Source organism: Mycobacterium sp. Panama NTM2 (assembly GCF_054355555.1).
In genome coordinates this window covers 3,715,193-3,741,982 of record NZ_CM135953.1, presented here as the reverse complement: position 1 = coordinate 3,741,982, position 26,790 = coordinate 3,715,193, and the positions used below count along the sequence as shown (strand labels likewise).

Genomic DNA, 26,790 nt, shown 5'->3' with positions numbered 1-26,790 from the left:
TGGGGTAGTGGCCGATCGTTCAGCTGGCTCCGCTTCCATCCGGATCAAGCCTGACGCAACGAAGTTCATCGCAGAGCTTCGTCGCGATCTCGCGGCGAAGCAGGCCGAGTTCGTGATGCAGGTGTCCGCGGACACCGGGCAGGCGCGCGCTGACATCGACCGGTTCCGTCAGTCGCAGCAGCGCAACGGCATGAAGCTCGGTGTCGACGTCGGTCTCGGTCAGGCCGAAGCGGACCTGGCCGCGTTCCGTGCCCGGCAGCGCGCCAACGGCATGGTCATCAAGGTCGACGCTGACACCGACGGCGCCAACCGCAAGCTCGGCGAGATTAACAAGCACCTCGAGTCGTTCCGGCGGTCGGACTTTCTGCGCTTGAACCTCGGTGCGGGTCTGATCGCCGGTATCCAGCCGGCGATCACCGGGCTGGCTCAGGTGGCGGCGGGTCTGCAGCAGGTGATGCAGGCCGGGCTGGCGCTGCCGGGTGTGCTGGCCGGCGCGACAGCGTCGATCGGCACGCTGGTGCTCGGCCTGTCGGGCATCAAGGACGCCTACGACGCGGTGTCCGCGGCCTCGGACTCCGCCGGTAAGGACCAGGCGGCGCAGGCGCGCGCGTCGGCGGCCGCGTCGAACCAGCTGCGGAACGCGATCGTCGACGAGGCGCAGGCACGCAAGGACGTCGCGCGCGCCACCCGCGACGCGAAGCAGGAACTGCAGGATCTGCGCATCGAGCAGCAGGGCGGGATGATCGACGAGTCCCGCGCCATCCTCGAGGCGCAGAAGGCACGAGAAGATCTGCTGCGCGGCAACTTCTCTGACGTTCGCGACCAGATCCTGCGTGTCGCCGAGGCAGATCAGCGAGTGATTGAGTCGCGGAACCGGAACCTGCAGACGCAGCAGAAGCTCGCGGACGCCGACGCGAAGGGCATCGCGAATGCCGACGGTGTGGTGGCCGCCAATGAGCGGTTGACCCGTTCACACCAACAAGTCGCCGATGCGCAGGCTCAGGTCGCCGAGACGGGCGCCACGATGGGCGCGGCGCAGGACAAGGCGCAGCAGGCAATGGCGGGGATCTCACCGAGCGCGAAGAAGCTCGTCGACACCTTGGTCGACATGCGGCCCGCGTTCCGCGATCTGCGCGCCGCCGCCGCAGAGCCGATCCTGGAAGGCAAGGCCGAAGAGTTCCGGAACTTCTTCAACCTGGTCGCCCCGAACCTGAAAAGCGGTGTGGCGCAGATCGGTAAGGGCTGGAACCAGAACATCAGCGCCCTGTTCGACTCCGTCGGGTCGACTGACGGCCGCGGCATCATCGACCGCATCCTCGGCAACACCGGTGACGCGCAGCAGAAGTTCTCCGCGGCAATCGATCCGCTTGTGAAGGGACTCGGCACGCTCACCGCTGCCGGCACCGACAAACTGCCGCGACTAGCGGATGGCCTCGCAGCGGTCAGTGACCGCATCCGCGACGCCCTAATCGAGGCCGACCAGAACGGAAGCCTGGACAAGATGCTGGACGACGGCATCGATGGCGCCCGCATGCTGGGCAATGCAGTCCTCGACATCGGCAAGTCTGTCAACGCTGTCACGAAGGCGGCAGGTGGCGGCCGCGGGTTCTTGGAATGGCTGCAGACGGCAACCAGTGATCTGCAGACGTTCCTCAACTCAACACAGGGACAGAACTACCTGCGCGACTACTTCGAACAGGGTCGCGACATGCTGCGCGAGGTCAAGCCGCTGCTGGCCGAGCTGCCGGGTCTGTTCAGCGCGGTCAGTGACGGCGCATCCACCTACATCGGTGGCCTACTTCCCATCCTGAAAGAGGTAGCCGGATTCCTCGGCGAGCACCCCGACCTCGTGAAAGCTGCTGTCGCAGCATATATCGCGTGGAATTCCACGAAGCCGATCGTGCAGGCAGTCAGCACCGGCATCGGCCTGCTGAACACCGGCATCATCGGTCTCGGCACCGGCTTCGCCGGCACCCGGCAGAAGATCAACGACGAGATGGGTCGGGTGAACAAGGCGTTCGACGACGCCGGAAAGCCCAACTCCAAGCTCGGCAATTTCGCGTCGCGGATGTCGGCGCTCGGCGCGGTCGGCGGCCCAATCAGTGCGCTCGCCGCGACCGCGATCCCCGGCCTGATCTACGCGCTGCAGCAGCTCGACACGAAGAACCAGGAGTCGGCGGAGAAGACCGACTACCTCAATGAGCGGCAGAAGGCGCTCGAGGAAACGCTGGACCGTGTCACCGGCAAGCTGACCGGCCAGACACTGGACTCGCAAATCGCCGCGGCGCAGAACTACGACCCGGGCGGCCAGGGCGGCAACATCCCGGGCATCTCGAAGGGTGATGCGCTCGCGGCGGCGCAGAAGCTCGGTATCGCGCCGGACCTGTACGCGCAGGGCCTGATCAACAACCCGGACGCGCAGAAGCAGATCCGCGACATCCTGATCAAGAACAACCTGCTGCCCGAGTTCCAGGCCAACGGCGATCTGCAGCAACTGGTCGCGTCGATGGGGAAGTACTCCAACGGTGAGATCACGCAGGAGTCGCTGATCAACGCGCTGATCGGCGCGCCGGGCGCGGTGGATCAGTACAACCAGTCGCTGCAGGGCATTCGGCAGCGGGCGAACGGTGATCAGGCGACGCTACGGATGGTCGACCAGGCGTACAGCCTGGCGGAGATCGCGAAGCGGCTGTCACCGACGGGGCAGGCGTCGGTGCTTTCTGGTGGCGCGTTGACGACGCTGTCGTCGACGCTGCCGTCGGGCGATCCGACGCGGGCGGCGAATCAGGCGCGGTACGGGCAGTTCCGGGTGTCGGCTGCGGGCGCGGCGACGCTCGGTGTGCCAGCGGGGACGCCCGCGCAGTCGCAGGGGCCGGGGCAGGGCTTCGACGTTGTGACACAGAACCCGCCGCCGCCGAACACCGCTGGCATCACCGGGAAGCAGAACGTCGACGGCACCTGGACGATCACGGTGCCGCCGGGCGCCATGATCGAGGAATACAAGACCGGGTCGAAGGGCCCGACTCCGGGCGGCCGCAACGATGGCTTCCTCGCGATGCTGCACGGCCAGGAGTGGGTGCACAACGCCGACACCGTGCAGCGGTACGGACCAGACATCATGGGTGCGCTCGCTGGCGGGAAGATCGACCCGAAAGCGTTGCGCGGCCTGCTTCCCGGGTTCGCGCCGGGTGGCCCGACCGACCCGAACGATCCGAACTACGCCGGTATCGCGACGGGCCTGACGCCGGGCGGGATGGCTCCGGGCCCGTCCAACCCGATCATCGCGGCGAACCCGACAGGCGATGCTGGCGGCCTGAACAGCATCGTGGGCGGCATCGCCTCCGGTGTGCAGGGTCCGATCAGCAACCTGTCGAACCTGCTCGGCTCGGTGGCCGGCGGCCAGCAGCCGGGTAGCAGCCCGCTGCAGACGTTCGGCTCCAACCTGCTCGGCGGCATCATCCCCGGCCTGGGCGGCTCCGGTGGGGGCGCAGGTGCCGGGCAGTCGACACTGCTGCCCGGACTGGCAGGACTGTTCCAGGCCGGCGGTAACCCTGCGCTGCAGCAGCAGTGGATGGGTCAGACCGGGCAGTGGTTGGCCAACTGGGGTGCGAACACGCTGCTGTCGTTCGGGCAGACCTTGCTCGGCGGGGTGCTGAACTTCTTCGGCGCTGGCAGCCTGTTGCAGAACCCGGTCATCCAGGGCGTCGGGCAGGCGATCGGGCACTTCGGTGGGCTGGCGATGCAGCAGCAGACCGGCGCGGCGAGCATCCCGTTCAACGCGCTCGGGAATCTGGATCCGGCGACGCTGCAGGCACTGTTTCCCAACGGGTCACCTTTGGGCGGCACCACGACCGTCCCTGACTGGGAAGCGATCGCGCAGGGTGAGTCCGGCGGCAACTGGTCGATCCCGTCCGACAACAGCGGTGGCCCGTACCGCGGCGGGCTGCAGATTCTCGATTCCACCTGGCAGCAGTTCGGTGGCACCGCGTACGCGCCCACTGCGAACCTGGCGTCCAAGGACGACCAGATCAAGATTGCCGAGAAGATCTACGCGGCGCAGGGCGCGGGCGCGTGGCCGAACACGTTCAAGACGCGGACGATTCAAACGGCGGCCAGTGCAGGCCAGTTGACGCCGGCGATGCTGCAGCAACTGTTCGGCGGCGGAGGCGCCGTGGGCATGCCGCAGTCTGGCGAGTCCGCGCGGGACTTCGCGCATCGCGCGATGATGCCCTACTGGCAGAGCCAGGGCTTCACCGTTGGTGACCACGCGGCCGATCAGTATGGCGAGCATCAGAACGGCGCGCTGGACATCATGGTGCCCGACTTGGCGACCGGCCAGCGTGTCCTGCAGCAGGCGCTGTCCGATCCGAACGTGTACGGCGCGATCTTCAATAACCAGACCTACGGCTACGGGCACGGGCTTACGGCGAAGGACTACAGCGCCGGACATACTGGCAACCCGACGCAGGACCACCAGGACCATGTGCACATCTGGTACAAGCCGAAGGGTTACGAGACTGGCGGGCCGACACCTGCGGGCCGGAAGAAGGCGTTCCCGGCGGTGCTGCACGGCGACGAGTACGTCATCAGTGCGCGTGGCCGCGCGACGGTTCCGGATTCATTCCTGCATGCGCTGAACACCGGCAAGGTGGACCCCCGCGAATTGCCGCAGTTCGCGCAAGGCGGGCCGGTTAACCTGGCTTTGCCGACGCCGCCTCCGGTGCCGCCCAAGGTGCCCGATGCGCGGATGATCATTCCGCCGGCGAAGCCGAAGATCGTGCAGCCTGCGCCGGCGCCGAAGCCGCCCGTCGCGACCCAGCCGGCCACACCTCCGCCGCCGGCGGCTCAGCCTCCCGCAGCACCGCAGCAGCCGCAGCAGGCCGCGGGCGCGCCGGACATCGCGTGGTCGCCGCCGCAGGGCATCGTGGCGCCGCCGTCAGGCATGGACCACACCCTCCCGTGGATTAACCAGGCGATCATGTCGACCGCGTCGACGCTGGGGAACATCGCGGCCACCGCGGCGTCGATGGGTGCCGGCGCGGCCGGCGCTGGCCCGGCCGCGGGGCTGGCCGGGTCGATGGTGTCGGGTCTGTTCCAGCAGGGAGGCAAGGTCGCGACGAAGGTCGCGAACGTGGTGTCGTCGGCGCTGGTGGGGTCGGTGCCGGGCTCGTTCACCGATAAGCCGTCGGGTGAGGTGCTGCACGCCGAGCAGCGGCGCCCGTCGACCGCGGACTACCGGTACGGCGGGCGCGGAGACACGTATCAGGTGACGGGCTACGACCCGCCGGCTATCGCCCGGGAGATTCAGATGCACCAGTCGTTGAAGGAACAGGCTGCATTGGCGGCGACGCCCGGATGAGCCTGATGCAGAAGGCCATGGGCCACCACCGGATGCGGTCGACCGACAACATCAAGATCGTCGGCTGGAACGGTGACGAGTGCCATATCGCGGGCCCGTTGGCGCGGCACACGTGGGGTCCGATCCTGGCGCCGCACTCGAAGGGTCTGTTCGTTGCGCCGTTCAAGACGAACTGGTCGAAGTCTATGCTCGGGCAGAAGTTCTCGTCGTGGGTTCCGCAGCGCCGTGACATCGCGTGCACCATGCACATCGTCAACCCGCGCACCGGCGACCCGTACGACGAAATAGACGCCGACACATGGCATCTGGTGTACTCGCGATACCGGGCGCTGTTCCACAAGGAATACGAGTCCACGATCGTCTACACGTCGATCGACGGTGAACGCCACCTCGGTGTTCGTGAGATCAAGGATCCGGAACCGTTCGTCGGTGCCGAGTTCGAGGGCGGTGACCCACACATCTGGGCGTACGGCTCGGTCGGACAGATGCTGGGCTGCGAGAACCCGTACTACGTGGGCCCGACAGAGCGGTTCAAGTGGGAGACCCCGGGGCAGGGTGACTTCTGGTTCACGCTGCCGTTCTACAACCCGGCGTCGGCGTTGATCTGGCCGACGTGGTATCTGTCTGATCACGCGACGTGGTGGCTGCCCGATTACTCGTTCGGGTGGGAAGAGTTCGGCACCGGCGTCGCTGACCTCGGTAAGACCGTCAAGGTCGGGCCGCTGCCGGACTGCGGCGGCCTGGTGGAAGCGAACTCGCGGCCGGACGTCATGACCTTGGTGGCGGCGAACGAGGTTCCGGTGCAGCAGATGCTGAACGGGCAGGATCTCGAGTATCCGATTCAGCCGGGCATGGGCGATCCGTACAACGGGTGCACTGTGACGGTGCGCGACGTCACCAACCCTGATGGTGCACGGTGCGAGCTCGAGCTGCCGCGCTGGTACGACGATCCGTTCTCCACCCCGACCGTCGTCGGTACTGCTGTCGGGGTCGGGGCGGGATAACGCTCGGTGTCGGTTCTCTCCGAACGGTTCGCCGAAGCCAAGGAGAGAGTCGCTGACGTTCGCGCGTATCACGCCGCGCTGAAGCAGTCGAAGCCGAAAGTCAAGGTCTACAAGAACAATCCAGATGGCACGCCGGGCGCGGTGTTCCAGGGCACCTACAACTACCGCGAGTTCTCGAAGAACCAGTTCCCCGACGTTCAGAACGTGTCGAGCGCCGGCATGTTCGAGGTTCGCGCCGACCACTACCTGTCGAAGTGGATCATGACGATCCCGAACACCCCGGAGGAATGCAAGAACGTCCTGATCCGGGTCGACATGTACGGCGGGCAGTGGCGCTGGACCGGGCTGATGCACCACTGGGAGGTCGACACCCGCGACGGCGTCGACTACCTGGTGGTCACCGCGAACGACGACAAGCAGTTTGCCCAGTTCATGTTGTGTCCGCCAAATCCATTGCTGCCCATACCTGTATTTCAATTTCCGCGCGATTGGATGGTTAGCGGACCGGGGGTCTATTCGATCACCGGCATGCTGATGCTGCCCAATATTCTGCGGTTGGAGGGGCACCCCTACGTGCTGCCTGACGACCCGGGTGACCGGCGGCAGTGGACCGAACTGCTGAACTGGAAGTCCTGGCAGGTGCACGTCAAGGTGCCGAAATTCTTCGACGACTCAAGCCTGTGGACGTTCCTCGGGTCGCGCATGAACTCGATCGACAGCATCATCGCCGACGCACTCGAGGACGGGCAGCTCACCCTGCAATACCGCCGCATCTTCACCGACGAGGGCGAGCAGGTCACCGGGCTGGTCGTCGACGACATCGCCAACGGTGCACTCGTTTTCGAGGTGGTCGACAACTCCGGATTCAACAAAGAATCCGGCACCTGGTTCGGCGGGAACGTCGTCACCGGCCTGGCCCGGTCAGTGCTGCAGCGCAGCCTCGGAAACGTCGAGGACTCGCTGGCCCAGATCAACGACACCCCGCAGCTGTACCAGGACGAGTACTTCCAGTCCGGGCTGATGGGCAGCCTGGCCGGCGGCCCGATCCACACCCTTCGCGACTCGCGGTTCAACGATCTGCAGTCGAAGCTGGCGCACTCGCCGGCCACCGCGGTGTCGGTCATCATCGGCGGCGACAACCCCACCGTGGACGCGATCGCCGACCTGATCATCTCGGCCACCGGCAACCTGATCGGCTACTTCCTGCTGGCCGGGTTCGACAGCCTCGGCGACATCGCCTCCGACATCATCATGCCGTTCCTGGTCGGCACCATCCTGGCGTGGGACGAGCACAAGAACACCAAGCGGGCAACAAATCTCGGCTGGATTCACCTGCACGAGGTGTACGTGTCCGGCGCGGAGATGAACGTGTGGTCGCTGTCGGCGATCGCGGTGAAGCGCGGCGGGTTCAACGCCACCGACGACGAAACCTCGAACACGTGCGCAATCGGCCCGAACACCTGGTTCATTCCCGGCCTGCACGGCATCACCGGCGACCGGCTCGGCACCACCAACGGCGCCTACCGCCGTGCCACCGGCGACGGGTCGATCTTCGTCGCCCAGATCGAAGAGCAGTCGCTGCAGGGCTCGGGTGACGGCGAGTTCGAATTCGTGCAGAAGGTCGGGAAGAACAAGGCCACCATGTCCGTCGGTGAGCGCAACGCCCGACGGATGAAGGCACTGTTCGAACGCATCAATGATGTGGGATTTCATATCGTACAGTGACCTGAGCAGCCGATATTGGACTAGATGTGTCGGTGTCAAGATCTATGGTCACTGGTGTGAACATTTGCTCTCAACCAGGATGCGGACGCAAACGAGTTGGCCATGGACTATGTGCCACGCACTGGGCGCGCCAACGCCGCGGTGCTCCACTCGACGCCCCTATCCGCGAAGTCTTTCAAACCGACGACGTAGGCGAGAGGCTGCGGCACTACTGCCCCGCCGGTGACCCCGACGGCTGCTGGGAATGGCCGTTGAGCCGGGACAAGGGCGGTTACGGTCTGATCGCTGTTGGCCAGAAGCGGAAGCGCGGCGCACACATTGTGGCGTGGGAAGTCGCGAACGGCAGGAAAGTACCGGCGGAAGCCTTGGTGCGACACAGATGCGACAACCCACCGTGCACCAACCCTGCACACCTTGAACTCGGTTCTCACAGCGATAACGCCAACGACCGGGTCGAACGTGACCGCCACGTAGCGGCTTCTGGTTATCGGTCGAGAACAGACGAAGAAGTCAGCGAGATCAGACGACTAGCGGCAGAGGGCATTCCACGCGCCCACTTGGCCGAGCAGTTCGGCTGCTCACACGGAACGATCAACAGGATCATCAGCCAGCAGGTGTTCCCGGAAGGGAAGCCGCGCGGACACGCGGTGAAGCTCGACGAGACATCGGTCCGGCGGATACGCGAGCTGCGCAGTCTCGGCTACACGCAGCAACGCATCGCTGACGAATACGGGCTCAACCAGTCAACCGTCAGCGCCATCCTCGCCCGCAAGGTTTGGGGGCACGTCACATGATCTAGGAGACGCTATGTCGTTGTGCAGCAGGGATATTGCCTGACATGCCCAAGATGGCTGCGCTGGTGTTGTCCCGCAACGAGCAATTCGAGCCGCCCCCGCTCACCCCGATGTCGCACGGCTACCGGTCGTGGACGGACAACTCGTCGGCCTACACCGTGTTCTACGACTCGTCGGGCGGCGAGATCGCCCGCGTCTTCGGGGAAGTGACCCCCGACAAGATCACCTTCGACGCCGCCCCGGGACAGGTGAACCTGGTGCCCGCCGGCGCGCCCTACGAGACGTTCCTGATCGACGACGAGGGCAAGACGAAGATGATCCGGTACGGCAACGTCGTCCGGAAAGAGGCACAGTTTTTCAGCGCGCCGGCGCGTAACACCGCGACCCGTGCGCTGCAGTTCCGCGACGACTTCTTCAACCGGACCGGCCGCGTCGGGTCGAAGTGGTTCGTCACCGACGGCCGGCCCACGATCTTCGATCACGGCGACGACCCGAACGGTGTCGGCCCGAACCGCAAGTTCTTCGCCACCGCGGCGATGCGCTACTACGCGCCGCTGAACACCGACAGCCCGATCATCTCGTTCAATCTGCTGCACAAGGGTGCCGGCGACACCTGCATCGCCGTGTGCTCGAACGCCGCCATGTCCGACTACCTGTACGTGCAGTTCCACGACCCGGGCGCGCTCGAGGGTGGTATCGACAAGGTCCGCATGGGCGTCGGGCACGGGCCGGTGCAGCCGCTGGTGCAGAAGGTGCCGCAGGTCAACCACACCGTGGTTAGCAACACGAACTACAAGCTGCGCTACGACGACGGCACCAAACGGCTGTCGCTGCTCACCTCCGACATGGTCACCGAGATCATCGGCTGGACCGACGACAACGACGAGTTCCCCCACGGTCCCGGATTCCGGTACTTCGGTGTGAACTTCCAAGCGTCGCTGTTCGATTCGGGCAATCAGCTGACCAGCATTTCCGCTCAGGACGGCATCAATGTCTGACATCGACGACCGCGCCGACCAGATCCTCGCGATCGGCCGGGTGCTTACCCGGATGCCGACCGGCAACAAGGAACGCCCCTACGTCGGTATCCCGGCGCCGATCATCGGCATGTGGGCCACCGAGCTGCACGACAAGTTCGGTCTCCGTGTGCACGAAGACCTCGCGACCGAGGAACTGGTGCGGGTCAAGACGCAGATGGGCAACAACGGCCCGGTGCAGGCGGTCACGAAGGGCACCCCGGCGCGGGTCGGGGACCAGAACCCGGACGTCGAACGGATGGCGCAGGCACGGGAACTGATGATGGACTTCCTGCGCACCCACGACCCGGCCCTGGCCGAGCGGGTGAAGCGGGCGGAGACCGATCCGGAGCTGCAGGCCATCGTGCTCAACGACATCGTCAAGAAGCACCCCGAGGTGTGGGAGAAGTCGCAGGAGCTGCTGGACCGAGCGATGACTGAGGCTCAGCGGAAGTGACGCTGCCGGGCGGTCCTGACGACGTCACGATCCCCGACCGGCTCCCTGATCTGCTGTGGCCAATGGGTGGCCCCGGCCACTTCAAGCGCCGCATCTCGAGCGGATACGACCTCACCCAAGAGAACGTCGAACGCGAACTCAAGGGAAAGAAGGTCCGCGACAATCCGCGGATCCGCGGCGCGAAACGCGAAGTCGACGGCCTGTTCGGCGACCTCAACGATGCGCTGGCCAGCGCCGCGCAATCCGCGTGGCACCTCACCCAGCAACTACCCCTCATCGGGGACTTCCTCGAGGTCATCACCGACCGCGAAGACGGCAACCTCAACGACCTCGGCACCGCGATCAACCGGTGGCGGCAGGAACACCAGAACAACCGCAACCGTCTGGTGAACGGGCTGTTCGGCTGGGATGTGTGGGACGCCACCAGCGAGCAGGCAGACCAGTCGCTGCGCGACAACGCCGCCACCGTGGCCGCGCTCGGCGCCGCCGTCGCCGAACTGCAGAACGACCGCAACGCCAACGTCGGCGGCAAGAGCGCCGTCGTCGACTTCACCACCCGGCCGACATCCTCGACACTGGGCTCGGACTTCGACCAGAGCTACACCGGCGCCGGCACCGGCACCCTCGGCATCGTCAACGGTGCCGGCGCCCGCTGGACGGCCCGCAACGACGCATCCCGCACCTGCCTGTTCCGGTACAACCAGCTGCAGACCGCCACCGACTACCAGAAAGTGTGGGTGGCGTTCGGATCGTCGCCCGCGCAGTTCGGCAGCAACGCGGCCCGCAACGAAATCCACGGCCGCAAGAACGACGCCGGCACCACCTACGTGTACGCCGCGATGGAGAAGGGGCGCGCCGAACTCGGCTGTTACGTCGACGGCGCGAAAACCAGCTTCGTGTCCCGCACCTCCGGGTTCAGTTTCCGATCGACCGGCCTGTACGCGCTCGAGTGCGGCACCGTCGGCGCTCTTGGCCTGCGGGTGTTCCGTCTGCTCGACTCCAACGGTTCGGTGATCCTGTCGCACACCGAAGTCGGGACCACCAGCCAGGCCGGTGCGGACTACCGCGGCGGTGGCGGCGCGGTGTACGCCGTCGCGACCGGCTTCGGAACCACGGCACCGGGCGACATGCTCGCGTGGGCGATGGCCGACAACTACCCGCCCACCCTGGTCGGGTCGATCGCCAAGATGTACCGCGGCTCCACCGATACGGTCTCGATCGCGGCCGGTCTCAACCCGCTGCCCGCCGACTTCTTTGACAACTCCGGGGCGACCACTCCCGACTACATCGTCAGCCGCCCGAACGGCACGTTCACCGTCACCATGGACGGCAACTACTATTGCAAAATCCAGTGCCGCACAAACGGTTTGCCCGAGCAGTTCACGTTTGTGCTGTACGTGAACGACGACCCCTACGAGTACGCGGGCGACGCGCACCACCGCGGCGTCAACATCCTCGGCGGCAACGTCGACCCGCTGGCCTGCTCCGCCGACATCACGGTGCCGCTGCAGGCCGGCGACAGCGTCGGATGGGGCACCGACGCTGCAGGCTTTGGGGCCGGCTCGCTCACCGGCGATCCCAACGGCCGCCAAACCTATTCCAAGATTGTCCTCGACAACAGGAGCTTGGCCTGATGCCCGACACCAATGTGGCCTACGACGCCTTCATCGACCAGGTCGATCACAACCTGCAAACCACCGACAGCACAGTGCTTCTCGACGCCGTCACCACCGGCGACACCGAACAGGTGATGGCCGCGGTGCGCGTCGTCGTCAAGGACGCGTGCGGCAAGGCGAAGCTGCTGTGGCTCGGCTCGCCGATCGGCACCATCCTGCGCAACACCAAGACGAGGCAGTCCGCGACCCGCGCGATCAGCCCGGCCGGTATCCCGCTCTGGAAAGTCTCCAACCCCGACGGCGGCACCGAAGACATCCACGAGCCCGTCCTGCAGCCCGAAGCGGACTGGAAGTGCATCTACAACCCCGAGACGGAGGGCTGACCTGTGGCGTTCGATCAGTGGAAGGTCACGTCGGCGGCCCGTGCACGACTGGTCACGGGGCAGTTCGACCTGGACTCCGACGCGTGGAAGGTGGCGCTGTTCCAGTCGACGTCGAACCTCGGCGCCGCGTCCACCAGCTACGCCTCGGTGACCGACGAAGTCGCCGCTGGCAGCGGATACGCCACTGGCGGTGTCGCGGTCACCTTCACGATCACCGGCACCGACCTGGTTTCGGTCGCGTTCACGGTCAATCCGGTATGGACTGTGGTGACCAGCAGCCTGGTCGCGAACAAGGCCGCGATCTATGAAGTCGGTGGCGACGTGCTGGCCTACCTGCAGCTCGACGACACCGGTGTCGACAAGGTGACGACCGTCGGTAACGAGCTCAAGTTGGACAACGACGGCTCGCCGTACCCGGTGCTCACCCTCGGCTGATGCCGGCCCTGTTCGAAGCAGTCGGCGCCGGCGGCGGACCCCGCACCTTCGACGGCCAGGCCGGCGGCGCGTTCACCGGCACACACCCGGGCGCCGACGGGCCGAACGGCATCGTCATTGTCGCGGTGGCCGGCTACCGCAAGGCGGGCAAGGCCGTCGATATCGCGGTCACCTACGGCGACATTCCGATGACAACGTGCGCGCAGGTGTGGGGCAACGGCGTCTCGAACACCACCCCGCGCTCCGGGTGGCTGCAGTACTTCTACCTGCTCAACCCGCCGGCCGACGCGCAGGACTGGGCGGTGTCGTGGTCGTCGCCGCTGGGCGCGGTCGACCAGATCCAGATGCGCGCCACCAGCCTGTCCTACACCGGTGTGTCCGGCGTCGGCGATCTGGCCGTCGTGTTCGGCGGCGCGTTCACCACCGCCATGGAGCAGGTGGTCGACGCCCCCGCCGACAGTGTCATCCTGCAGGGCTTCCTGCAGGAATGGTTCACTCCGATCAGCAACTACAACCGGCCGATGCGGGTGCGGCTCGACGACGTCGGCACGGGCCGCCCCTACGACACGGTCATCGGCGACACCGCGGGCGGCACAGTCACCTTCACCGGCCGCCGCGCGGTCGGTTCCGCGTGGGCCGGTGTCGCGCTGCCGCTGATCGCCAGCCAGTCCACCGTCATCGCGGCCCGCCCCGCCGAACTGACCATCACCGGGTACGAGCCGTTCGACGGGAACAACCGCATCACCGCCCGGCCGGCGCGGCTGCTGCTGGCCGGCGCCCCCGGTCCGGCGCGGCAGTGCACCCGCATTCAGGCGCGCCCGGCCGAGCTCCGCCTGGCCACCTACGAGCCGTGGTCCGGGCTGCCCGTCTTTCCGGCGGCGACGGTGCTGACGCTGCGCGGGCTGAACCTGTTCGGCTCGCTCAACCCGAACGACATGCCGCAGAAGTTCCAGGGCATCTTCTCTGCCGCGCCCTACGACATGCACGAGGTGTCCTACCCGGCGTCGCTGGACCCGAAATCGATCCCGCGCGGTGTGACCGCGCTCGACGCCGCGATCACGTACTACCCGAAGCCGATCATCGTGCTCGCCCAATCGCAGGGCATGCAGGTGGCGTCGCGGTGGATGGACGAGCACGCCGATGACCCGGACGCCCCCGGCGGCGACGAGCTCATGTTCATCGGGACCGGGAATCCGCTGCGGGCGACCGGCGGCGCCGGGATCGGTGTCGCGGAGGTCGACGGGCATATCGGGGAGCCCACCCGCACGGATGTGCGGTGGTTGTTGATCGACGTGGCGCGCCGCTACGACGGCTGGCCCGACCCGGTGCAGGACACCACGAACACGATCGCTTCGCTGAACGCTGACCGCGGACGCAACAGCCTGCACAAGCGGTACGACCAGGTCGATCTCTACGACCCTGACCACACGATCTGGCGGGTCGGCTCGACGATCTTCGTGCTGACCCGCGAGGACGACCTGCCGTATTTCAAGGGCAGCGATCAGCCGGAGTCTCTGGTGTCGGCGACCCGCGCGGTGTGCGAATCCGCCTACACGAACCGGCCGCCGAACGATCCGCCAGTTCCAGAAGTGTTAGCGGCCAACACATTTGAGCGCCAGTTGATAGCTCGGATGTTGACGACGCAATGACCGGGAGGTAGGCATGGCCCAGATCAAGTGGGTGGTCTCCGACGACGGGACCAGGGTTCGCCTGTTCGAATTCCATCCCGGCGAAGTCCTCGAGTTCACGCTGGGCTGGGATAAGCGGCTCGCCGACGACGACCGCCTGACGTCGGCGCGGTTCGAAATCGACAGCGGCGCAGGCATCGAACTGTTCTCCCCGACGAACACCACCCACCGCGCGCAGGTGTGGGCCCGCGGCAACCCGCCTCTGGGCGCCGAGTACACGCTGGTGTGCCACGCCACGACCGCGATGGGCCGGCAGCTCCGCCAGTCCGTGAAGGTTCAGGTGACCGCGCCGTGAACGCGCCCATCGTCGGCGTCGGCCAAGTCGAACTCGTCGTCGACCTCGAGGTGACGCGCTGCCAACCGTACGAGCCGGTCACAGCGTGCACCGCCTGCTCACACGTCGACCGGCATCACGCCGCACCGGCACCCGACGGGTTCGTGCAACGCACCTGCACCCGCTGCCTGTTCCGGTGGCGTCAATTCTCGAATCGACTCTTCACGAAGGGAATCTGATCATGGGCGTTGGACCCTCTGCGGGCTCCGTCATCGGCTGGTTCAACTGCTGGCGCGGCATCCCCTTCATCGTGCCGATCACCGTGCTGCAGATGCACGTCGACGACCCCGGCACCGGCGGCCTGAACAATCTGTCCGCAGTCACCGACCGCTCACAGGTGCTGTTCGACGAACCCGACCCCGACACGCTCATCATGCCCATCACCGGCTCTCCGCCCGCCTGGGACATCGCCGGCGTCTCGGGTGACGAGCTCATCTCCTACGTCTCCGGGCACGACGCGTTCACCGCCGGGCTGCATCTGTTCAACGCCAGAGTCACCCGACCCGAGACGGTCACCAACGGCGACGTCGTGAAACTCGCTGGGGGACTGACTGTTCGATACAACGGGCCGGTCGCCTGATGCCAGCGCGGTTCTCGACATCGCGCGGCAACGAAGTCGACACGTTCCTCGGAGTCGAGACGTCGGCAAGCGTGTCGTTCACGCTGAACGTCAACCCGCTCGGCAACGACCGCATGCTCGGCCTGGTCGCCGCGCTGCTCGTCACCGACGTCGACACCACCGGCGCCGCCTTCACCGCATCGTTCGGCGGCAGCACCCCCTTGCTCAAGGGCTCTCGCACGTTCGACGCGAACCAAGAGACGATGCGGCTGTGGCTGCTCGAGGACATCGCCGGCGGCCCGAACACCGTCTCCGTCAACGTGGCCAGCGTGCCCACCGAGCTCGGCAAGCGCACCCTGCACGTCATCGCGGCCGCATTCACCGGCTACGAAGAACTCGGCGATCTCGTCCAGGCCGGTGGTTCCGCCGCGACCGCGAACACCGTCACCCTCACCGGGGGAGTGGAAGCCGGCCGATTTGTCAGCGTGCACGCCGTCGGGAAGTCCGGGTCGATCACCGCCGTGAACCGGGCCAAGCGCGCCGAAGCGAAATCGTGGCTGCAGGGCAACCTCGTACTGCAGGACGCCGCCGGCGGAGCATCCGTCGCGATGACAGCGACACAGACATCCACCGACGACTGGGGTGCACTCGGCTTCCCACTCACCGCCGCCGCCATCGACATCGGCGCCGATCTGTCCGTCGGGCCGGTCGAGTTCTCGACGGCCGGCATCGGCATCTATGACCGCGGCGTCGAACCATCCCCCGACCGGTACTGGCGCTTGCCTGCTGACGCGAGAGAGGAAGTCCTGTGACCACAGTGACCGGGCCCGTCAACGACACCCTGCTGGCCGCCGATGATGACATGTGGACGTTCACCGGCTACCTACGCACCCACGGCGGCGGGATCATCACATCGAAGCCGCGCCAAGTGAAGCCGATCGGCGGCGTGCTCACCGTGGATCTTCCCCCCGGCCCGGTCATTGTCACCGTGGGAGACAACAAGATCCCGGCATTGGTGCCCGCCGAGGACTGCACACTGGCAGCACTTTTGGAAGACGCGTTTGCGTACCCGCCGGAGACACCTACCGAGGCGCTCGCGGCCGCTGTCGGCAAGTACGTCATGGACAACGCCGAGATGCTTGCGGTCAGCGATGTGGATCTCGACGGCACCGAGCTTGTGTCGAAAGTCAACGGGGACGAGATCAGCCGCGTTGATCTGGCGCCAATCATTCCGTCAGCGAATATCGATACCACGGCAGGTGTCACCCCAGTCGGCAAGAATGTGGCGAAGGCCGCGGATGCCAGTGTTGCCCGTTCCGTTATCAGTGCCGCCGAATACGACTCCCTGACGAAGCTCGCACCACCCCAGACCAGCCGACCCGCAAGAGGAATCGTGGTCGAAGGGGCACAGCAGGGGCACGGCTGGGTCGATACCGGCTCAGTCGGCGGCTTGACGACGCTGAACGACACAAGCCGAGCAATCATCGGTGATCAGTCGGTGTCGCGCATTTCAAACGGCGCTGGGGGACAGTCGCGGCTTCGCCGCACGGGCGGGACGTCGCGGAACTTCACCGGAAAGCTGCCGCGATTCCTGCTCTACATCGCGGCGGGTGCACACATCAATACGTTCGCCATTTACATCGGTTCCGCGGGGCTAGCGAACTATTGGCGGTGGGATCTCAAGCCCGATCTGCAGGAGCTATTTATCGATGGGCGAACGCTCGTCTTAACGTTGAATTTCGCTGATGCCGCCGCCATAGTGGGCAGCCCAAACCGTTCGGCAATTACCGACTATCAGGTAATCATGACCGACGATAGCGGTGGCGCGGTAGATTGGTCGCTGCTGCGCGTGGATGCAGTCCCCGACAGCAGCCTTCCCTTTCCCAATGGGGTGCTGTCGATTTCAATGGACGACAGCTTTGGGTCGCAATTCAACGCATACCGCTACATGGCGCGCTATGACTTCCGGCCCACGCTCTACACAATTGCCGATGCGCTCGACGCCTCCGGGTATCTGACCACCGCGCAGTTGCGTCAAGCACAGGATCTCTACGGTTGCGAAATTGGGGCGCACGCCTTAACAACCGCGGCGCACAACGCCTTCTACCCGGCGCTGTCCCCCGAAGCGTTGAATGTCGAACTATCTGGGCTGAAAAACTGGATGGTGAAAAACGGTTTCGCGGCAGCAAATCACTTCTGTTACCCCGGCGGGAAGATGACTGCCGCCGTACTGGATGCTGTCAAGCGATACTTCCCGGGCGGTTCGGCCCGCAGCACCTACAGCCAGGGTGGCATTGAATCGTTGCCGCCATCCGAGTCTTATCGGATGAGGGCAGCGTCGTTGAGTTCGGGCCGCTCGCTAGCTTTGGCGAAAGCGCGCATAGACAATGCCATTTCAGGCAAGGGGTGGGCTCACCTGTATGGGCATCGCTTTGACGGTGCGGGGTCAATTGGTTGGGACTTCTCTGACTTCCAGCAGCTGATCGACTACGCCGCATCGTCGGGTATTGAGGTGCTTCCAGTAGGCGAGGTACTGCGGAAATCGGCGGCCTTCGCGGACAGTATCGGCGCGGCGACACTGTCCGGGGTCGAGACACTGCCAAACAAGACGCTGCCGACACCGAAAATTGGCACCAGCCTGCTCGATTCAAACGGAAACACGTCGTTGGCAATCGACTCCACTGCGAACGCCGTGAACTATCTGCGGGCCGAGAACTCTGCCGCTGGGTCGGGCGTGGCGTTACGAACGGGCGGCACCGACCCCAACATTGGTATTTCGATCCGGCCTAAGGGGACCGCCGGCGTAACCGTCATGAACAGCGGCAACATTCCGGTCGCTCAGTTCTCGTCTGTTACGAACCCGGTCAACTGGCTGCAGGTTTCTGCATCCGCGGCTGGGCAGCCGGTTTCAATAGCGGCGGCGGGTTCCGACGTCGACGCAGGGATCAACGTGTTGCCGAAGGGCACGGGTGATCTCACCGTGGGCGGAAGTCCAGTCGGCACAAAGGTGTCGGTGCCGGCAACCGCGTCCAGCACGGGTAAACCGGGACAGTGGGCAGCTGACGCCAACTATGTGTATTACTGCACAGCCTTGAACACCTGGCGACGGGCGGCGCTTTCCACCTGGTGAGTCAGGCTCAAGGTTGGGCCAGCGTCTGGCGGATACTCTCAGCTAGAGGCTGCGCAAGGGTCTGTAGGTAGGTCTGGGTCATGTGGCCGTGGCTGTCACGATGCACGATGACATTGCCGATGACGGAGGGGCAATTGTTGGAGCTGCAGTAGAACGGGGTCAAGTCGATCAGCGTGGTTCCGGGCACCAGTTTGGAGGCTGTGACCTGGGGGTCCGGGATGGAGAACGCCTCGTCGGCGGGTGTGCCGCAGTCGCCGACAGATCCGGTCACTCGGGTCAGGCAGTTCAGCGAATCTTCGCTGGCAATCGGGCCGTCGACGAGGACCGCAATTCGGCTTCCTGCGGCGGCCACGGGTGTCCACGCTCGCTCATAAGCTTTGACGCTGCCGTCCTCGCGGGACGCTGCGGTCAGCACGAGATCGAACCTGTTGGATAGGAGTGCCGGTCCAACGATGTCGCCACCATCGCAGTCGGGCGCGGGTGACATCCATGCGCAGCTGATTCCCGCGTATGTTGTGAGCTGCCACTTATTTTCGTTCAGCACCGACAGCAACGGGCCGATAAGTTGGCCCGCATGGGAGTCGCCGACGAGCGCGATGCGGATGGCGTCGGGACCCCTGTAGCCGAAGGTGCAGGCTTTCAGCTTTTCGTCTTTGTGGCGGAAACACCGCGCCGATTCAGCGTCGGTGTCCTTGATGTAGCTATCGACACTTGGTCGTAGTGGGGCGTCTGGATTCCACAGCGCGCAGCCGGGGGTCACCATGGCGGGGGCGCCGAAGCACGGGTCGGCCTGTGCGGCAATGGGCGCGCTGGACGGCGAAACGTCGCCACTCTGCTCAGCTTCGACGGCGGCTCGTTCCCTGATAGCTGTCATCCGGTCGTTGTATTGCAGGGTCAGCAGCGTAAACAGAATGACGACAGCGGCACCGCTGCCGACCACACCCCAACGGCGTTGACTGATCCGCGGCTTCTTGCCGGCTCGGTTGCGTTTGTCGAGCAGCCAGTTCGACTTCCGGATCGGGTCTTCGTAGAACCGGAAGGTAAGAGCGGTCAACGCGACGGTCAGAGCGACAGCGATGGTGTAGAACGTTGCTGTTCGGGGGAGTGCGGCCTCGAGCAGGATGATGACCGGCCAGTGCCACAGGTACATGGTGTAGCTGGTGTCGCCGATGTAGCGGGCGACCGGGTTGGTCAGGATCGGCACGCCGCGCACTGTCCCGCCGTGGAACGACGCGACGACGAGGGCGGTCGAGAGGACGGGCAGCGCCGCCCACGGCGCGGGGAACTGCACTGTCGAGTCGATCAGCAGCAGTGAGGCGACGACACCGGCCAGACCGAGGTAGGCCAGCACGGGGCGGGCAGCCGTCGGGATGCGGGCCAACCACGGTCCCGCGATGGCGAGCAGCGCCCCGACACCGAGTTCCCACACGCGGGTGAAGGTTGAGAAGTAGGCGGCGTTCGGGTCGGCCACGGACAGGTGCATCGCCCACGCGAACGATCCGGCGACGATGACCCCCATGCCGGCGAATAGTCCCCAGTGCCGCGCCCACAAACGTCCCCGCCGGTACAGCTTCCGTGTGACCCCGAACAGCAGCAACAGTAGGACCGGCCACACGAAGTAGAACTGTTCCTCGATGGACAGGGACCAGTAGTGCTGTATCGGTGAGGGTGGCTGGCCTTGCTGGAAGTAGTCGGCTCCGACGGCCTGGAACCGGAAGTTCGCGCCGAACAGCGCCGCCCACAGTGCGTCGATGAGGGTTTCGCGTGCTCGGACCGCGGGGAACAGCAGGTAGCCGCCGACCACGGTGACGGCCAGGACGAGCAGTGCGGACGGCAGGATGCGTTTGACGCGGCGGACGTAGAAGTTCTGGAACGACAACCCGCCTGTGGTGGAGCGTTCTTTCAGCAGTAGTCCGGTGATGAAGAACCCGGATAGCACGAAGAACATGTCGACGCCGACGAACCCGCCGGAAGGCCACGCGAACAGGTGGTCTGCGAACACGGCCAGTACGGCGACTGCGCGCATTCCTTGCAGGTCTGGTCGCTTCGCCATCTCGAACACGAGACGGCGGCGGTGTGCGCGATGGCGTTCGCGAGTTGTCATTGGCCCCCCAGTGACTCAGCAAAGCCACACCCTAACCCGAGACAGGGGATGATCACTATGCAAGTTGCGCGTCTCTGCCACATTCTGGCGGCGTCGGTCGTCGCGACGATCGCGGTCGACCTGGCCATCGCTTACTGGTGGCTCACGTGGGGCCCGTTCCCCGAGAGCGCGTGGCCGGCATGACCACCACCGTGTTGACGGTCCCGCCGTGGCTGGCGGGCGCGGAACCAGCCGGCGTGCTGTGGGGTAAGGCGGTGTGCCGCTTCTACGCCATCACCGGGAAACGCCGCCATGTCCCCGTACGCACCGAGGTGTCGGCGACGCGTACCGCGGTCCCGGGCGGCGCCGACATCCTCGACGCGGCGATACGGTCGGCGCTGGCTGACTTCGACAACCAGGTCGTCGTGCTGTCCGCCAGCCTCGGATCGGTGATCGCGTCACGCTGGCTCGAGGACCACGGCCGCCGCGCTGACCGCCCCGACGCGGCGCGGCTGCGGTTCGTGCTGTTGGCCAACCCGGTCCGCGGCGTCGCACACGGTGCCGCACCCTGCGACCGGTTCAACGCCGCACCTGTCCAGCCGACCCCGACGGACACCGATTACATCGTCGACGACGTCGCCCGCTACGGCGACCAGTACGCATTCCCCGCTGGCAAGCCCAGCGTAGGCGCCCACAGCAACTACTTCCGCGTGTCGCTGCCCACGCTCGACCGCGACAAGCTCGACGTGGAGCGCGTCGGCCGCACCGCCTACTGGGTCGTCCCGTGACCCTGTTCGCCCGCCTCGACGCGTTCGGATTCGACGACCCCGACAACCGCGAAGGCCAGCCCGAAGACATCTGCACCGTCTGCTTCGGAGACCGTCGCGTGGTCGACCATCCCGGCCACGAGATCGGCTCGATCGGCGACGGCTCGGCGAAGTGGCCCCACCGCCGCGCCGCACTCTTCCGCCTGCTGCACCTGTAGCCCGCTGACCCTGCCCGCCCGCCGCTCGGCATGCGGGTTCTTCGGCATGCCCGAAAGGACCACCCCGTGAGCTTTACCCGGTTCCTGCAAGACGACCCGTTACACACCCGCGCGTGGTACATGCAGCTGTTCATCGACGTCGCCAACGAACTCGGCCTCGAAGAGAAGCCCACCGCGGTGCTCGCCGCGATGTGCTGCATGCAAGAGGCGGGCGTCAAGGACAACGACGCACCGTTCGAGCGGCGCATCTGGTGCCCCGCCAACCCGACCCGCGAACCCTCGAGCGTGAACTACCCGCACGACTCGGAGTCCAACGACGGCCGCTCGTGCGGCATCTGCCAGCAGCAGCGCGGTCCGAACGGCGAACTGTGGTGGGGCTCCGTCGCCGACGAGATGAACCCGCGCACCGCAATTCGCAACTTCATGTCCCGGTTGCCGCGCGAGTTCCACGCCAACGACGGCATCGACGCCGGCCACTTCATCGCCGAGGCGATGGCGGCCAACAACGTTGTACAGGGAGTGCAACGCAGCGGAGTTCCGACCGCCTACGCGCAGTGGTGGGGCGACGCGATCCGCCTCTACAACGAGGTGAAGGCCGGCACTCCCGTCACCGTGCCGATGCCACCCGAAGCTGTCGAATACGAGCACGGCCCCTGGACCGGCGACCCGACCTGGCTGGCCGACGTGCTGCGCGCCGAAGGGCTGACCGTCGTCGAGACGCCCGGATGGCTGCAGTCCGGCCACGGCGACATGGGCTCGCTGTGGGGCGTCATCAACCACCACACCGGCAGCAACGGGTCGACGTGGCAGTCCATCCGCGGCGGCCGCCCGGACCTGCCCGGCCCGCTCGCGAACATCCACCTGCGGCGCGACGGCGTGGTCGAGCTCGTCGCGGTCGGCTCCTGCTGGCACGCCGGCACCGGCTACGCGCCCGGGTGTGGCCGCCACAACGCGAACCAGCGGTGCATCGGCATTGAAGCCCAGAACGACGGCGGCGGATCACCCGGCAAGCCGCATCGCTCGTCGTGGCCCGACGCTCAGTACGACGCGCTGGTGAAGGTCAACGCCGCGTTCCTGCGCCGCATTGACGCCGACGCTAGTCACGCACTCAGTCACAAGGAATGGGACCAGGGTGACCCTCCGACCGCCGAGGGCAAATGGGATCCAGGGGCGCTCGACATGACAGTCGTCCGCGCCGACGTTCAGGCGCAAATCGACCGCAGGCCAACGCGAAAGGGCTTCCTCATGGCACTCACCGACAAGCAGCAGCAAGAGCTTTACGACAAGATCATGGCCTACCCCGGTAGCCCCGACATCGGCGGCCGGTGGCCGTCGCGTTCGATCTACCGCGCCACCAACGACGGCGTCGACGACACCGTGGGCATGCTGCTCAACGTCGACGGCTCGGTGCATGAGCTCACTGTCGAGAACCGGGCGCTGATGGGCTACCCCGACGCCATCGAGCTGGTGCGCGCGACCGCCGAAGGGGAGAGCGCCGGCGCCAAGCTCGGCGACGGCAGCCGAGATGAGAGCGCGATCGCGCGCGCGCAGTTCGTGCTGTCGAAGTGCCCCGCCCCCGAGGCGCCCTGATGGCGTGGAAAGTCGCCGCCGAGATCGGTGACACCGATCCGCTGATCTCCGACGCCCGCGACGTCCTCGGACGCCAGGAGTACGGCAAAGCCGCGCAGGCCGAAGGTGGGGACACCTACACCGAGGTGTTCCGCACCGCGATGCTGACCTACGCCGAGCGCGTCAACGATCAGGTACGCAAGGGCACACGGCCCTTCCCGCTCGTCAACACCAGCGGCGCGTTCGACTGGTCGGTCAAGAAGCAGATGCAGATCGGCCAGTACGCCCCGCCGCCCCGACCGAAGCGCCGCTTCCCGGCCTTTGTGTTCCGCGGCACCGGCGGCATTATCGGCCAAGACCTCGTCTCCCTGGTGTGCCAGGCCAACACCGATCTCGTGGAAGAGATCAACACCCCGTGGGCCGCAACGATGGGCGGCCTGCCCGTCGGCACCGCGGGCAGCGTCAACGACCCGTCCATGTGGCGCGCCGTGCAGGAAGCCCTGCCGCTCGCCCAGCAGCGATTCACCGCGATCCGGACGGCCTGGCCGGACACCAAGATCGTCATCGGGAAGTACTCCGCCGGCGACGTCGTTGGATCGCTGTTCGAGCAGTGGGTGCGCGCCGAGCACCCCGACAACTACCTGTGCTCGTTCTCGTTCGGACCGCCCACCCGCCCCGGCGGCGGCGGTTTCTACGGACAGATACCGAAGTGGGGCAACGGAATAGCTGACATGGAACTCGGCGACACCACCGACTACCGCGGCATCTGGCTGTGCAACGACGGCGACATGTACGGGCAGATCCCCGGCGGCCAAGTCGGCGAACTAATGGAACTCATCTTCATCGAAGTCACGAAGTTCGAACTGTCGAACCCGCTTGAGTTCGCGCGCCGCATGGTCGAAGCCGTACCGACCGTGATGAAAGCCGCCGGCATCCCGCTCACCGGCGTGCTCGGCGCGCTCGCCGGCGGCATCCCGGGCGTTCTCGCATTCGGTGTGCCCGCGCTCATCGGCGCAATCACCGGACTCATCGCCAAGGACGTGCACATCCCGCCCGAGAAGCTGACCGGCACCGCGGCCGCAGGCTGGGCCGCCCGGTACGCGCTCGAGTTCATGGCCGCCGGCACCGGACCACACATCCGCTACCACATCGACCCCGCCTGGCCCGGCGGACCGACATTCCTCGACCTCGCCCGCATGCACGTCCGCGACTGGTGCACACGGCCCGAGAACTACCAGCTCCTGCTCTGACCCGTCGTACTCGAAACCTGCTGTAAAGCCGTCTGCAGCCTCTGACCTGCGCGAACGCTTCTACTCGAAAGGTGTTGCACCATGTCAACTCTCACCACCACCGCATTCTGGAAAGACGCCGCCGAGCGCGCCTTCAAGTCCGCCGTGCAGGGCTTCGCCGTCGGCGCCGGCATCCTCAAGATCGGCAGCACCATCGTCGCCGAACACGTCGAGATCATCGGTATGCCATGGGCCGCAGCCGCATCCACCGCCGGCGGCATGGCCCTCGCCTCCCTGGTCTCATCGGTGCTGTCCGCGCCCATCGGCGGCAGCGGCACCGCGTCGCTCACCACAGCCGTCGAGCCCACCCAAGGCTGATGCCTGACGATCTCAGCGAGGACGCCAAGAACGAGATCATCGAGCTCAACGGCCGCGATCTCTCCCTCCTGGCCATCGTGACCGGACTGGTCATCCTGGCGTGTCACCTCGAATCGGGTGCGCGGCGTTGGGCGTCGGCGATTTGGGAGACGGCACTCGCCATCCCGGGTGCGCCGGCTACCTGGGGAGCGGTCCTGCTCGTCGGCGGCGTCCTCATGTACCGAGGTCGCGCCTGCGACACCCCGCGAGCCAGGCGCAGCCACCGCGTCGGTTGCACGATCGGCATGTACTGGTGGGCGATGATCGCGTTCTTCTGGGGCATCGCGATCGTCGACGACCTGATCGGTCTCTACATCCGCGGCGACATCACCAGCGGTGCGGCCAACCCGTTCGGCGTCGCCATGTGCCTCTATCTCGCAGTCCTCCACGCTCGCCGCGCCAAACTCGCCCGCGAGCGTCACTATGGCTGACCGCCGCCACGACGCCCGCCACCCCATGCAGGTCGGCACCGTCGTCAGCCTGGCATTCCTCGCCGCGGTGCAACTCGCGTTCGGCCCCGGTTCGCGCGTGGTCCTCGCAATGGCTGGGTGGGCGCAAGCACTGTTCGCGGCGATGCTGCTCGGCGGGGGACTGCTCGCGCTGCTGTCTACCCAGGGCGTCGGCCGCGGGTACGCCGTAGTCGAGCTCGTCGGCCTGCAGCTCTGCACGATCGCACTGTTCTTCTACTCGACCAACATCCCCGAATCGGCTGGTGTTCTGAGTCTCGCACCGTTCTTCGGGCTGTTTGGCGCGGCCTGCGCATGGCGGTCCGGTGTCGTCTGGAGGTGGCTGCGCAGAAAGAAGCGTGATGGGTAGCTACCTGATCGAGATCATGAAGCTCGGCGGCGCAAGCGGTTTGGCCGTGCTGATCGGCTGGCTAGTCAACCGCCGCGAGTCCGAAGGCCGCGCCCGCCAAGCATCCGGCGCCGGCGCGCGTGACGAAGCCGAGGGGCGCCACGTCGACGCCGACACCCGCCGCGAGGACCGCACCTGGGTGGTCGATCAGGCGGTGCAAGCCGCCAAACGCGCCGAGGAAGCCCGCCAGAAGGCCGAGGACGCATGCACCGAGTGTCACGAGCAAGTCGACAGCCTGCGCCGCGACTACAACGAGCAGCTCAACCGCCGCGACTTCGCCACCTACGACATGCTCGCCAAGTACGAGATCATGTCGACACTGCGCCAGCGATACGCAGTGAGCGACGGGCCCGAGCGCGAGCGGCTGGCCGACGACCTAGACCGCGCACACGAAGACCTCGACGACAAGATGATCAGGCTTCGCGAAGTGATGATTCGCAAAGAGGAATAGCGCCAGCATCCGAAACCAACAGCCCCGGCTTCGGCCGGGGCGGTTTCGTCGTTGGCGGGGTCTACTGTCGGCGGCATGACTCAGGTCGGCGACGTCGTGCAGACCAGGGCGGGAAAGTGGATCACCGTCGCGCCAACCCGCTGCCCGCAACTGCACGAGCTCGGCCCGCACCAGGTGCTCGTCGGCCACCTCGCCTGCAACACCCACCAAGGCGGCCACACCACCTGGGCATGCCGCGAGTGCGACGCCGTCATCTACGGCCCGCCGATCGACCCGCTCTGCACCGTGGTGAACGGGCCCGCCGCAGTGCGGAACTCGTTCGGCTCGGCGGGCGGCCAGTCGCCGTAGACGCCGCGCGGGTCGCCGGCCAACGCCAACGCGTTCTGCTCGTCGGCGCGCTGCTCGAGCCCGGCGTGCTCAACCGCTTCCGCCCGCAACCGCGCATCCTCTCGCCGCGCCTGCCGCACGATCAACCTGATCACTACCACGACGAAGCCGGTCAGCAGCAGCCACGGCCACAGCGCACCCACCGTGGCGATCAGCAGCAACAGACCCGCGAGACCAGCCATCACAACCCCTCGGTCGGCCAATGATCAGGCGGTGTCGCATGCGCACGCTCGGCCACAACCCGGCCGTCGACCACGCGGCGCTCCACCGCCGTCCCATCGCTATTGAACTGCATCGCCACGTAACTCTGCGGC

At 66.2% G+C, this 26,790-nt stretch carries 26 protein-coding genes; 24 read left to right on the top strand and 2 right to left on the bottom strand.

What is annotated here, in order from left to right:
* The first annotated feature begins 7 nt into the window (after positions 1-7).
* The 15 genes from ACXYX3_RS17680 to ACXYX3_RS17610 all read left to right on the top strand — a co-directional run bounded on the left by ACXYX3_RS17680 (position 8) and on the right by ACXYX3_RS17610 (position 18,500).
* On the top strand, positions 8-5,359 hold the full coding sequence (locus ACXYX3_RS17680; RefSeq protein ID WP_458608419.1) for a transglycosylase family protein: 5,352 nt from the start codon (positions 8-10) through the stop codon (positions 5,357-5,359).
* On the top strand, positions 5,356-6,363 hold the full coding sequence (locus ACXYX3_RS17675; RefSeq protein ID WP_458608418.1) for a hypothetical protein: 1,008 nt from the start codon (positions 5,356-5,358) through the stop codon (positions 6,361-6,363). Before ACXYX3_RS17680 ends, ACXYX3_RS17675 begins: the two co-directional genes overlap by 4 nt.
* A 6-nt stretch (positions 6,364-6,369) precedes the next feature.
* Complete coding sequence (locus tag ACXYX3_RS17670) at positions 6,370-8,088, top strand: Gp37-like protein (RefSeq protein WP_458608417.1); 1,719 nt, start codon at positions 6,370-6,372, stop codon at positions 8,086-8,088.
* A 251-nt stretch (positions 8,089-8,339) separates the two neighbouring features.
* Entirely contained in the window at positions 8,340-8,882 is a 543-nt protein-coding gene (locus ACXYX3_RS17665) for an HNH endonuclease (RefSeq protein WP_458608415.1), read from the top strand.
* Positions 8,883-8,926: 44 nt separating this feature from the next.
* Positions 8,927-9,880, top strand: a complete 954-nt coding sequence (locus ACXYX3_RS17660) for a hypothetical protein (RefSeq protein WP_458608414.1) — start codon at positions 8,927-8,929, stop codon at positions 9,878-9,880.
* Positions 9,873-10,355, top strand: coding sequence for a hypothetical protein (locus ACXYX3_RS17655; RefSeq protein WP_458608413.1), 483 nt, complete (start codon positions 9,873-9,875; stop codon positions 10,353-10,355). The genes ACXYX3_RS17660 and ACXYX3_RS17655 overlap by 8 nt, the downstream gene beginning before the upstream one ends.
* Positions 10,352-11,989 (top strand): DUF7257 domain-containing protein, encoded by a 1,638-nt coding sequence (locus ACXYX3_RS17650; RefSeq protein WP_458608412.1) that lies wholly within the window; start codon positions 10,352-10,354, stop codon positions 11,987-11,989. Before ACXYX3_RS17655 ends, ACXYX3_RS17650 begins: the two co-directional genes overlap by 4 nt.
* Positions 11,989-12,354, top strand: coding sequence for a hypothetical protein (locus ACXYX3_RS17645; protein WP_458608411.1), 366 nt, complete (start codon positions 11,989-11,991; stop codon positions 12,352-12,354). The genes ACXYX3_RS17650 and ACXYX3_RS17645 overlap by 1 nt, the downstream gene beginning before the upstream one ends.
* A 3-nt stretch (positions 12,355-12,357) precedes the next feature.
* Positions 12,358-12,789, top strand: coding sequence for a hypothetical protein (locus ACXYX3_RS17640; RefSeq protein ID WP_458608410.1), 432 nt, complete (start codon positions 12,358-12,360; stop codon positions 12,787-12,789).
* On the top strand, positions 12,789-14,438 hold the full coding sequence (locus tag ACXYX3_RS17635; RefSeq protein WP_458608409.1) for a PE-PPE domain-containing protein: 1,650 nt from the start codon (positions 12,789-12,791) through the stop codon (positions 14,436-14,438). The genes ACXYX3_RS17640 and ACXYX3_RS17635 overlap by 1 nt, the downstream gene beginning before the upstream one ends.
* Before the next feature lie 13 nt (positions 14,439-14,451).
* The gene (locus ACXYX3_RS17630; protein ID WP_458608408.1) at positions 14,452-14,772 is read left to right on the top strand and encodes a phage fiber-tail adaptor protein; all 321 of its coding nucleotides are present in this window, start codon (positions 14,452-14,454) and stop codon (positions 14,770-14,772) included.
* Complete coding sequence (locus ACXYX3_RS17625; protein WP_458608407.1) at positions 14,769-14,990, top strand: hypothetical protein; 222 nt, start codon at positions 14,769-14,771, stop codon at positions 14,988-14,990. The genes ACXYX3_RS17630 and ACXYX3_RS17625 overlap by 4 nt, the downstream gene beginning before the upstream one ends.
* Before the next feature lie 2 nt (positions 14,991-14,992).
* On the top strand, positions 14,993-15,391 hold the full coding sequence (locus ACXYX3_RS17620; RefSeq protein ID WP_458608406.1) for a phage tail fiber protein: 399 nt from the start codon (positions 14,993-14,995) through the stop codon (positions 15,389-15,391).
* Positions 15,391-16,182: a hypothetical protein gene (locus ACXYX3_RS17615; protein ID WP_458608405.1), complete on the top strand. Its 792-nt coding sequence runs from the start codon at positions 15,391-15,393 to the stop codon at positions 16,180-16,182. Before ACXYX3_RS17620 ends, ACXYX3_RS17615 begins: the two co-directional genes overlap by 1 nt.
* Positions 16,179-18,500, top strand: coding sequence for a polysaccharide deacetylase family protein (locus ACXYX3_RS17610; RefSeq protein WP_458608404.1), 2,322 nt, complete (start codon positions 16,179-16,181; stop codon positions 18,498-18,500). The genes ACXYX3_RS17615 and ACXYX3_RS17610 overlap by 4 nt, the downstream gene beginning before the upstream one ends.
* A gap of 7 nt (positions 18,501-18,507) precedes the next feature.
* Here the strand turns inward: ACXYX3_RS17610 and ACXYX3_RS17605 are convergent, their stop codons facing one another.
* Entirely contained in the window at positions 18,508-20,553 is a 2,046-nt protein-coding gene (locus ACXYX3_RS17605; RefSeq protein ID WP_458608403.1) for an acyltransferase family protein, read from the bottom strand.
* Positions 20,554-20,661: 108 nt separating this feature from the next.
* Between ACXYX3_RS17605 and ACXYX3_RS17600 the strand changes: the two genes are divergently transcribed.
* The 9 genes from ACXYX3_RS17600 to ACXYX3_RS17560 all read left to right on the top strand — a co-directional run bounded on the left by ACXYX3_RS17600 (position 20,662) and on the right by ACXYX3_RS17560 (position 26,089).
* On the top strand, positions 20,662-20,787 hold the full coding sequence (locus ACXYX3_RS17600; RefSeq protein WP_458608402.1) for a hypothetical protein: 126 nt from the start codon (positions 20,662-20,664) through the stop codon (positions 20,785-20,787).
* Positions 20,784-21,371, top strand: a complete 588-nt coding sequence (locus tag ACXYX3_RS17595) for a PE-PPE domain-containing protein (RefSeq protein WP_458608401.1) — start codon at positions 20,784-20,786, stop codon at positions 21,369-21,371. Before ACXYX3_RS17600 ends, ACXYX3_RS17595 begins: the two co-directional genes overlap by 4 nt.
* Complete coding sequence (locus ACXYX3_RS17590; RefSeq protein WP_458608400.1) at positions 21,368-21,568, top strand: hypothetical protein; 201 nt, start codon at positions 21,368-21,370, stop codon at positions 21,566-21,568. Before ACXYX3_RS17595 ends, ACXYX3_RS17590 begins: the two co-directional genes overlap by 4 nt.
* 66 nt (positions 21,569-21,634) lie before the next feature.
* Complete coding sequence (locus ACXYX3_RS17585; protein WP_458608399.1) at positions 21,635-23,158, top strand: peptidoglycan recognition protein family protein; 1,524 nt, start codon at positions 21,635-21,637, stop codon at positions 23,156-23,158.
* The gene (locus ACXYX3_RS17580) at positions 23,158-24,387 is read left to right on the top strand and encodes a hypothetical protein (protein ID WP_458608398.1); all 1,230 of its coding nucleotides are present in this window, start codon (positions 23,158-23,160) and stop codon (positions 24,385-24,387) included. Before ACXYX3_RS17585 ends, ACXYX3_RS17580 begins: the two co-directional genes overlap by 1 nt.
* 81 nt (positions 24,388-24,468) lie before the next feature.
* On the top strand, positions 24,469-24,744 hold the full coding sequence (locus ACXYX3_RS17575; protein WP_458608397.1) for a holin: 276 nt from the start codon (positions 24,469-24,471) through the stop codon (positions 24,742-24,744).
* A complete protein-coding gene (locus tag ACXYX3_RS17570) occupies positions 24,744-25,214 on the top strand; it encodes a hypothetical protein (RefSeq protein WP_458608396.1) in 471 nt (156 codons plus the stop codon). Before ACXYX3_RS17575 ends, ACXYX3_RS17570 begins: the two co-directional genes overlap by 1 nt.
* Positions 25,207-25,599 carry a hypothetical protein gene (locus tag ACXYX3_RS17565; protein ID WP_458608395.1) on the top strand — a complete coding sequence of 131 codons (393 nt, stop codon included), beginning with the start codon at positions 25,207-25,209 and terminating at the stop codon, positions 25,597-25,599. Before ACXYX3_RS17570 ends, ACXYX3_RS17565 begins: the two co-directional genes overlap by 8 nt.
* Positions 25,600-25,615: 16 nt before the next feature.
* Positions 25,616-26,089: a hypothetical protein gene (locus tag ACXYX3_RS17560; protein WP_458608394.1), complete on the top strand. Its 474-nt coding sequence runs from the start codon at positions 25,616-25,618 to the stop codon at positions 26,087-26,089.
* Between the two features lie 254 nt (positions 26,090-26,343).
* Here ACXYX3_RS17560 and ACXYX3_RS17555 read toward each other — a convergent pair whose 3' ends face one another.
* Positions 26,344-26,658 (bottom strand): hypothetical protein, encoded by a 315-nt coding sequence (locus ACXYX3_RS17555; protein ID WP_458608392.1) that lies wholly within the window; start codon positions 26,656-26,658, stop codon positions 26,344-26,346.
* Between the last annotated feature and the right edge of the window lie 132 nt (positions 26,659-26,790).

What these genes read in the sequence shown, in the direction of transcription:
- ACXYX3_RS17675 (WP_458608418.1), top strand. Translation starts at nt 5,356, where the DNA reads ATGAGCCTGATGCAGAAGGCCATGGGCCACCACCGGATGCGGTCGACC.
- ACXYX3_RS17660 (WP_458608414.1), top strand. Translation starts at nt 8,927, where the DNA reads ATGCCCAAGATGGCTGCGCTGGTGTTGTCCCGCAACGAGCAATTCGAG.
- ACXYX3_RS17655 (WP_458608413.1), top strand. Translation starts at nt 9,873, where the DNA reads ATGTCTGACATCGACGACCGCGCCGACCAGATCCTCGCGATCGGCCGG.
- ACXYX3_RS17645 (WP_458608411.1), top strand. Translation starts at nt 11,989, where the DNA reads ATGCCCGACACCAATGTGGCCTACGACGCCTTCATCGACCAGGTCGAT.
- ACXYX3_RS17635 (WP_458608409.1), top strand. Translation starts at nt 12,789, where the DNA reads ATGCCGGCCCTGTTCGAAGCAGTCGGCGCCGGCGGCGGACCCCGCACC.
- ACXYX3_RS17630 (WP_458608408.1), top strand. Translation starts at nt 14,452, where the DNA reads ATGGCCCAGATCAAGTGGGTGGTCTCCGACGACGGGACCAGGGTTCGC.
- ACXYX3_RS17620 (WP_458608406.1), top strand. Translation starts at nt 14,993, where the DNA reads ATGGGCGTTGGACCCTCTGCGGGCTCCGTCATCGGCTGGTTCAACTGC.
- ACXYX3_RS17615 (WP_458608405.1), top strand. Translation starts at nt 15,391, where the DNA reads ATGCCAGCGCGGTTCTCGACATCGCGCGGCAACGAAGTCGACACGTTC.
- ACXYX3_RS17605 (WP_458608403.1), bottom strand. Translation starts at nt 20,553, where the DNA reads ATGGCGAAGCGACCAGACCTGCAAGGAATGCGCGCAGTCGCCGTACTG.
- ACXYX3_RS17600 (WP_458608402.1), top strand. Translation starts at nt 20,662, where the DNA reads ATGCAAGTTGCGCGTCTCTGCCACATTCTGGCGGCGTCGGTCGTCGCG.
- ACXYX3_RS17595 (WP_458608401.1), top strand. Translation starts at nt 20,784, where the DNA reads ATGACCACCACCGTGTTGACGGTCCCGCCGTGGCTGGCGGGCGCGGAA.
- ACXYX3_RS17580 (WP_458608398.1), top strand. Translation starts at nt 23,158, where the DNA reads ATGGCGTGGAAAGTCGCCGCCGAGATCGGTGACACCGATCCGCTGATC.
- ACXYX3_RS17575 (WP_458608397.1), top strand. Translation starts at nt 24,469, where the DNA reads ATGTCAACTCTCACCACCACCGCATTCTGGAAAGACGCCGCCGAGCGC.
- ACXYX3_RS17570 (WP_458608396.1), top strand. Translation starts at nt 24,744, where the DNA reads ATGCCTGACGATCTCAGCGAGGACGCCAAGAACGAGATCATCGAGCTC.
- ACXYX3_RS17565 (WP_458608395.1), top strand. Translation starts at nt 25,207, where the DNA reads ATGGCTGACCGCCGCCACGACGCCCGCCACCCCATGCAGGTCGGCACC.
- ACXYX3_RS17560 (WP_458608394.1), top strand. Translation starts at nt 25,616, where the DNA reads ATGAAGCTCGGCGGCGCAAGCGGTTTGGCCGTGCTGATCGGCTGGCTA.
- ACXYX3_RS17555 (WP_458608392.1), bottom strand. Translation starts at nt 26,658, where the DNA reads ATGGCTGGTCTCGCGGGTCTGTTGCTGCTGATCGCCACGGTGGGTGCG.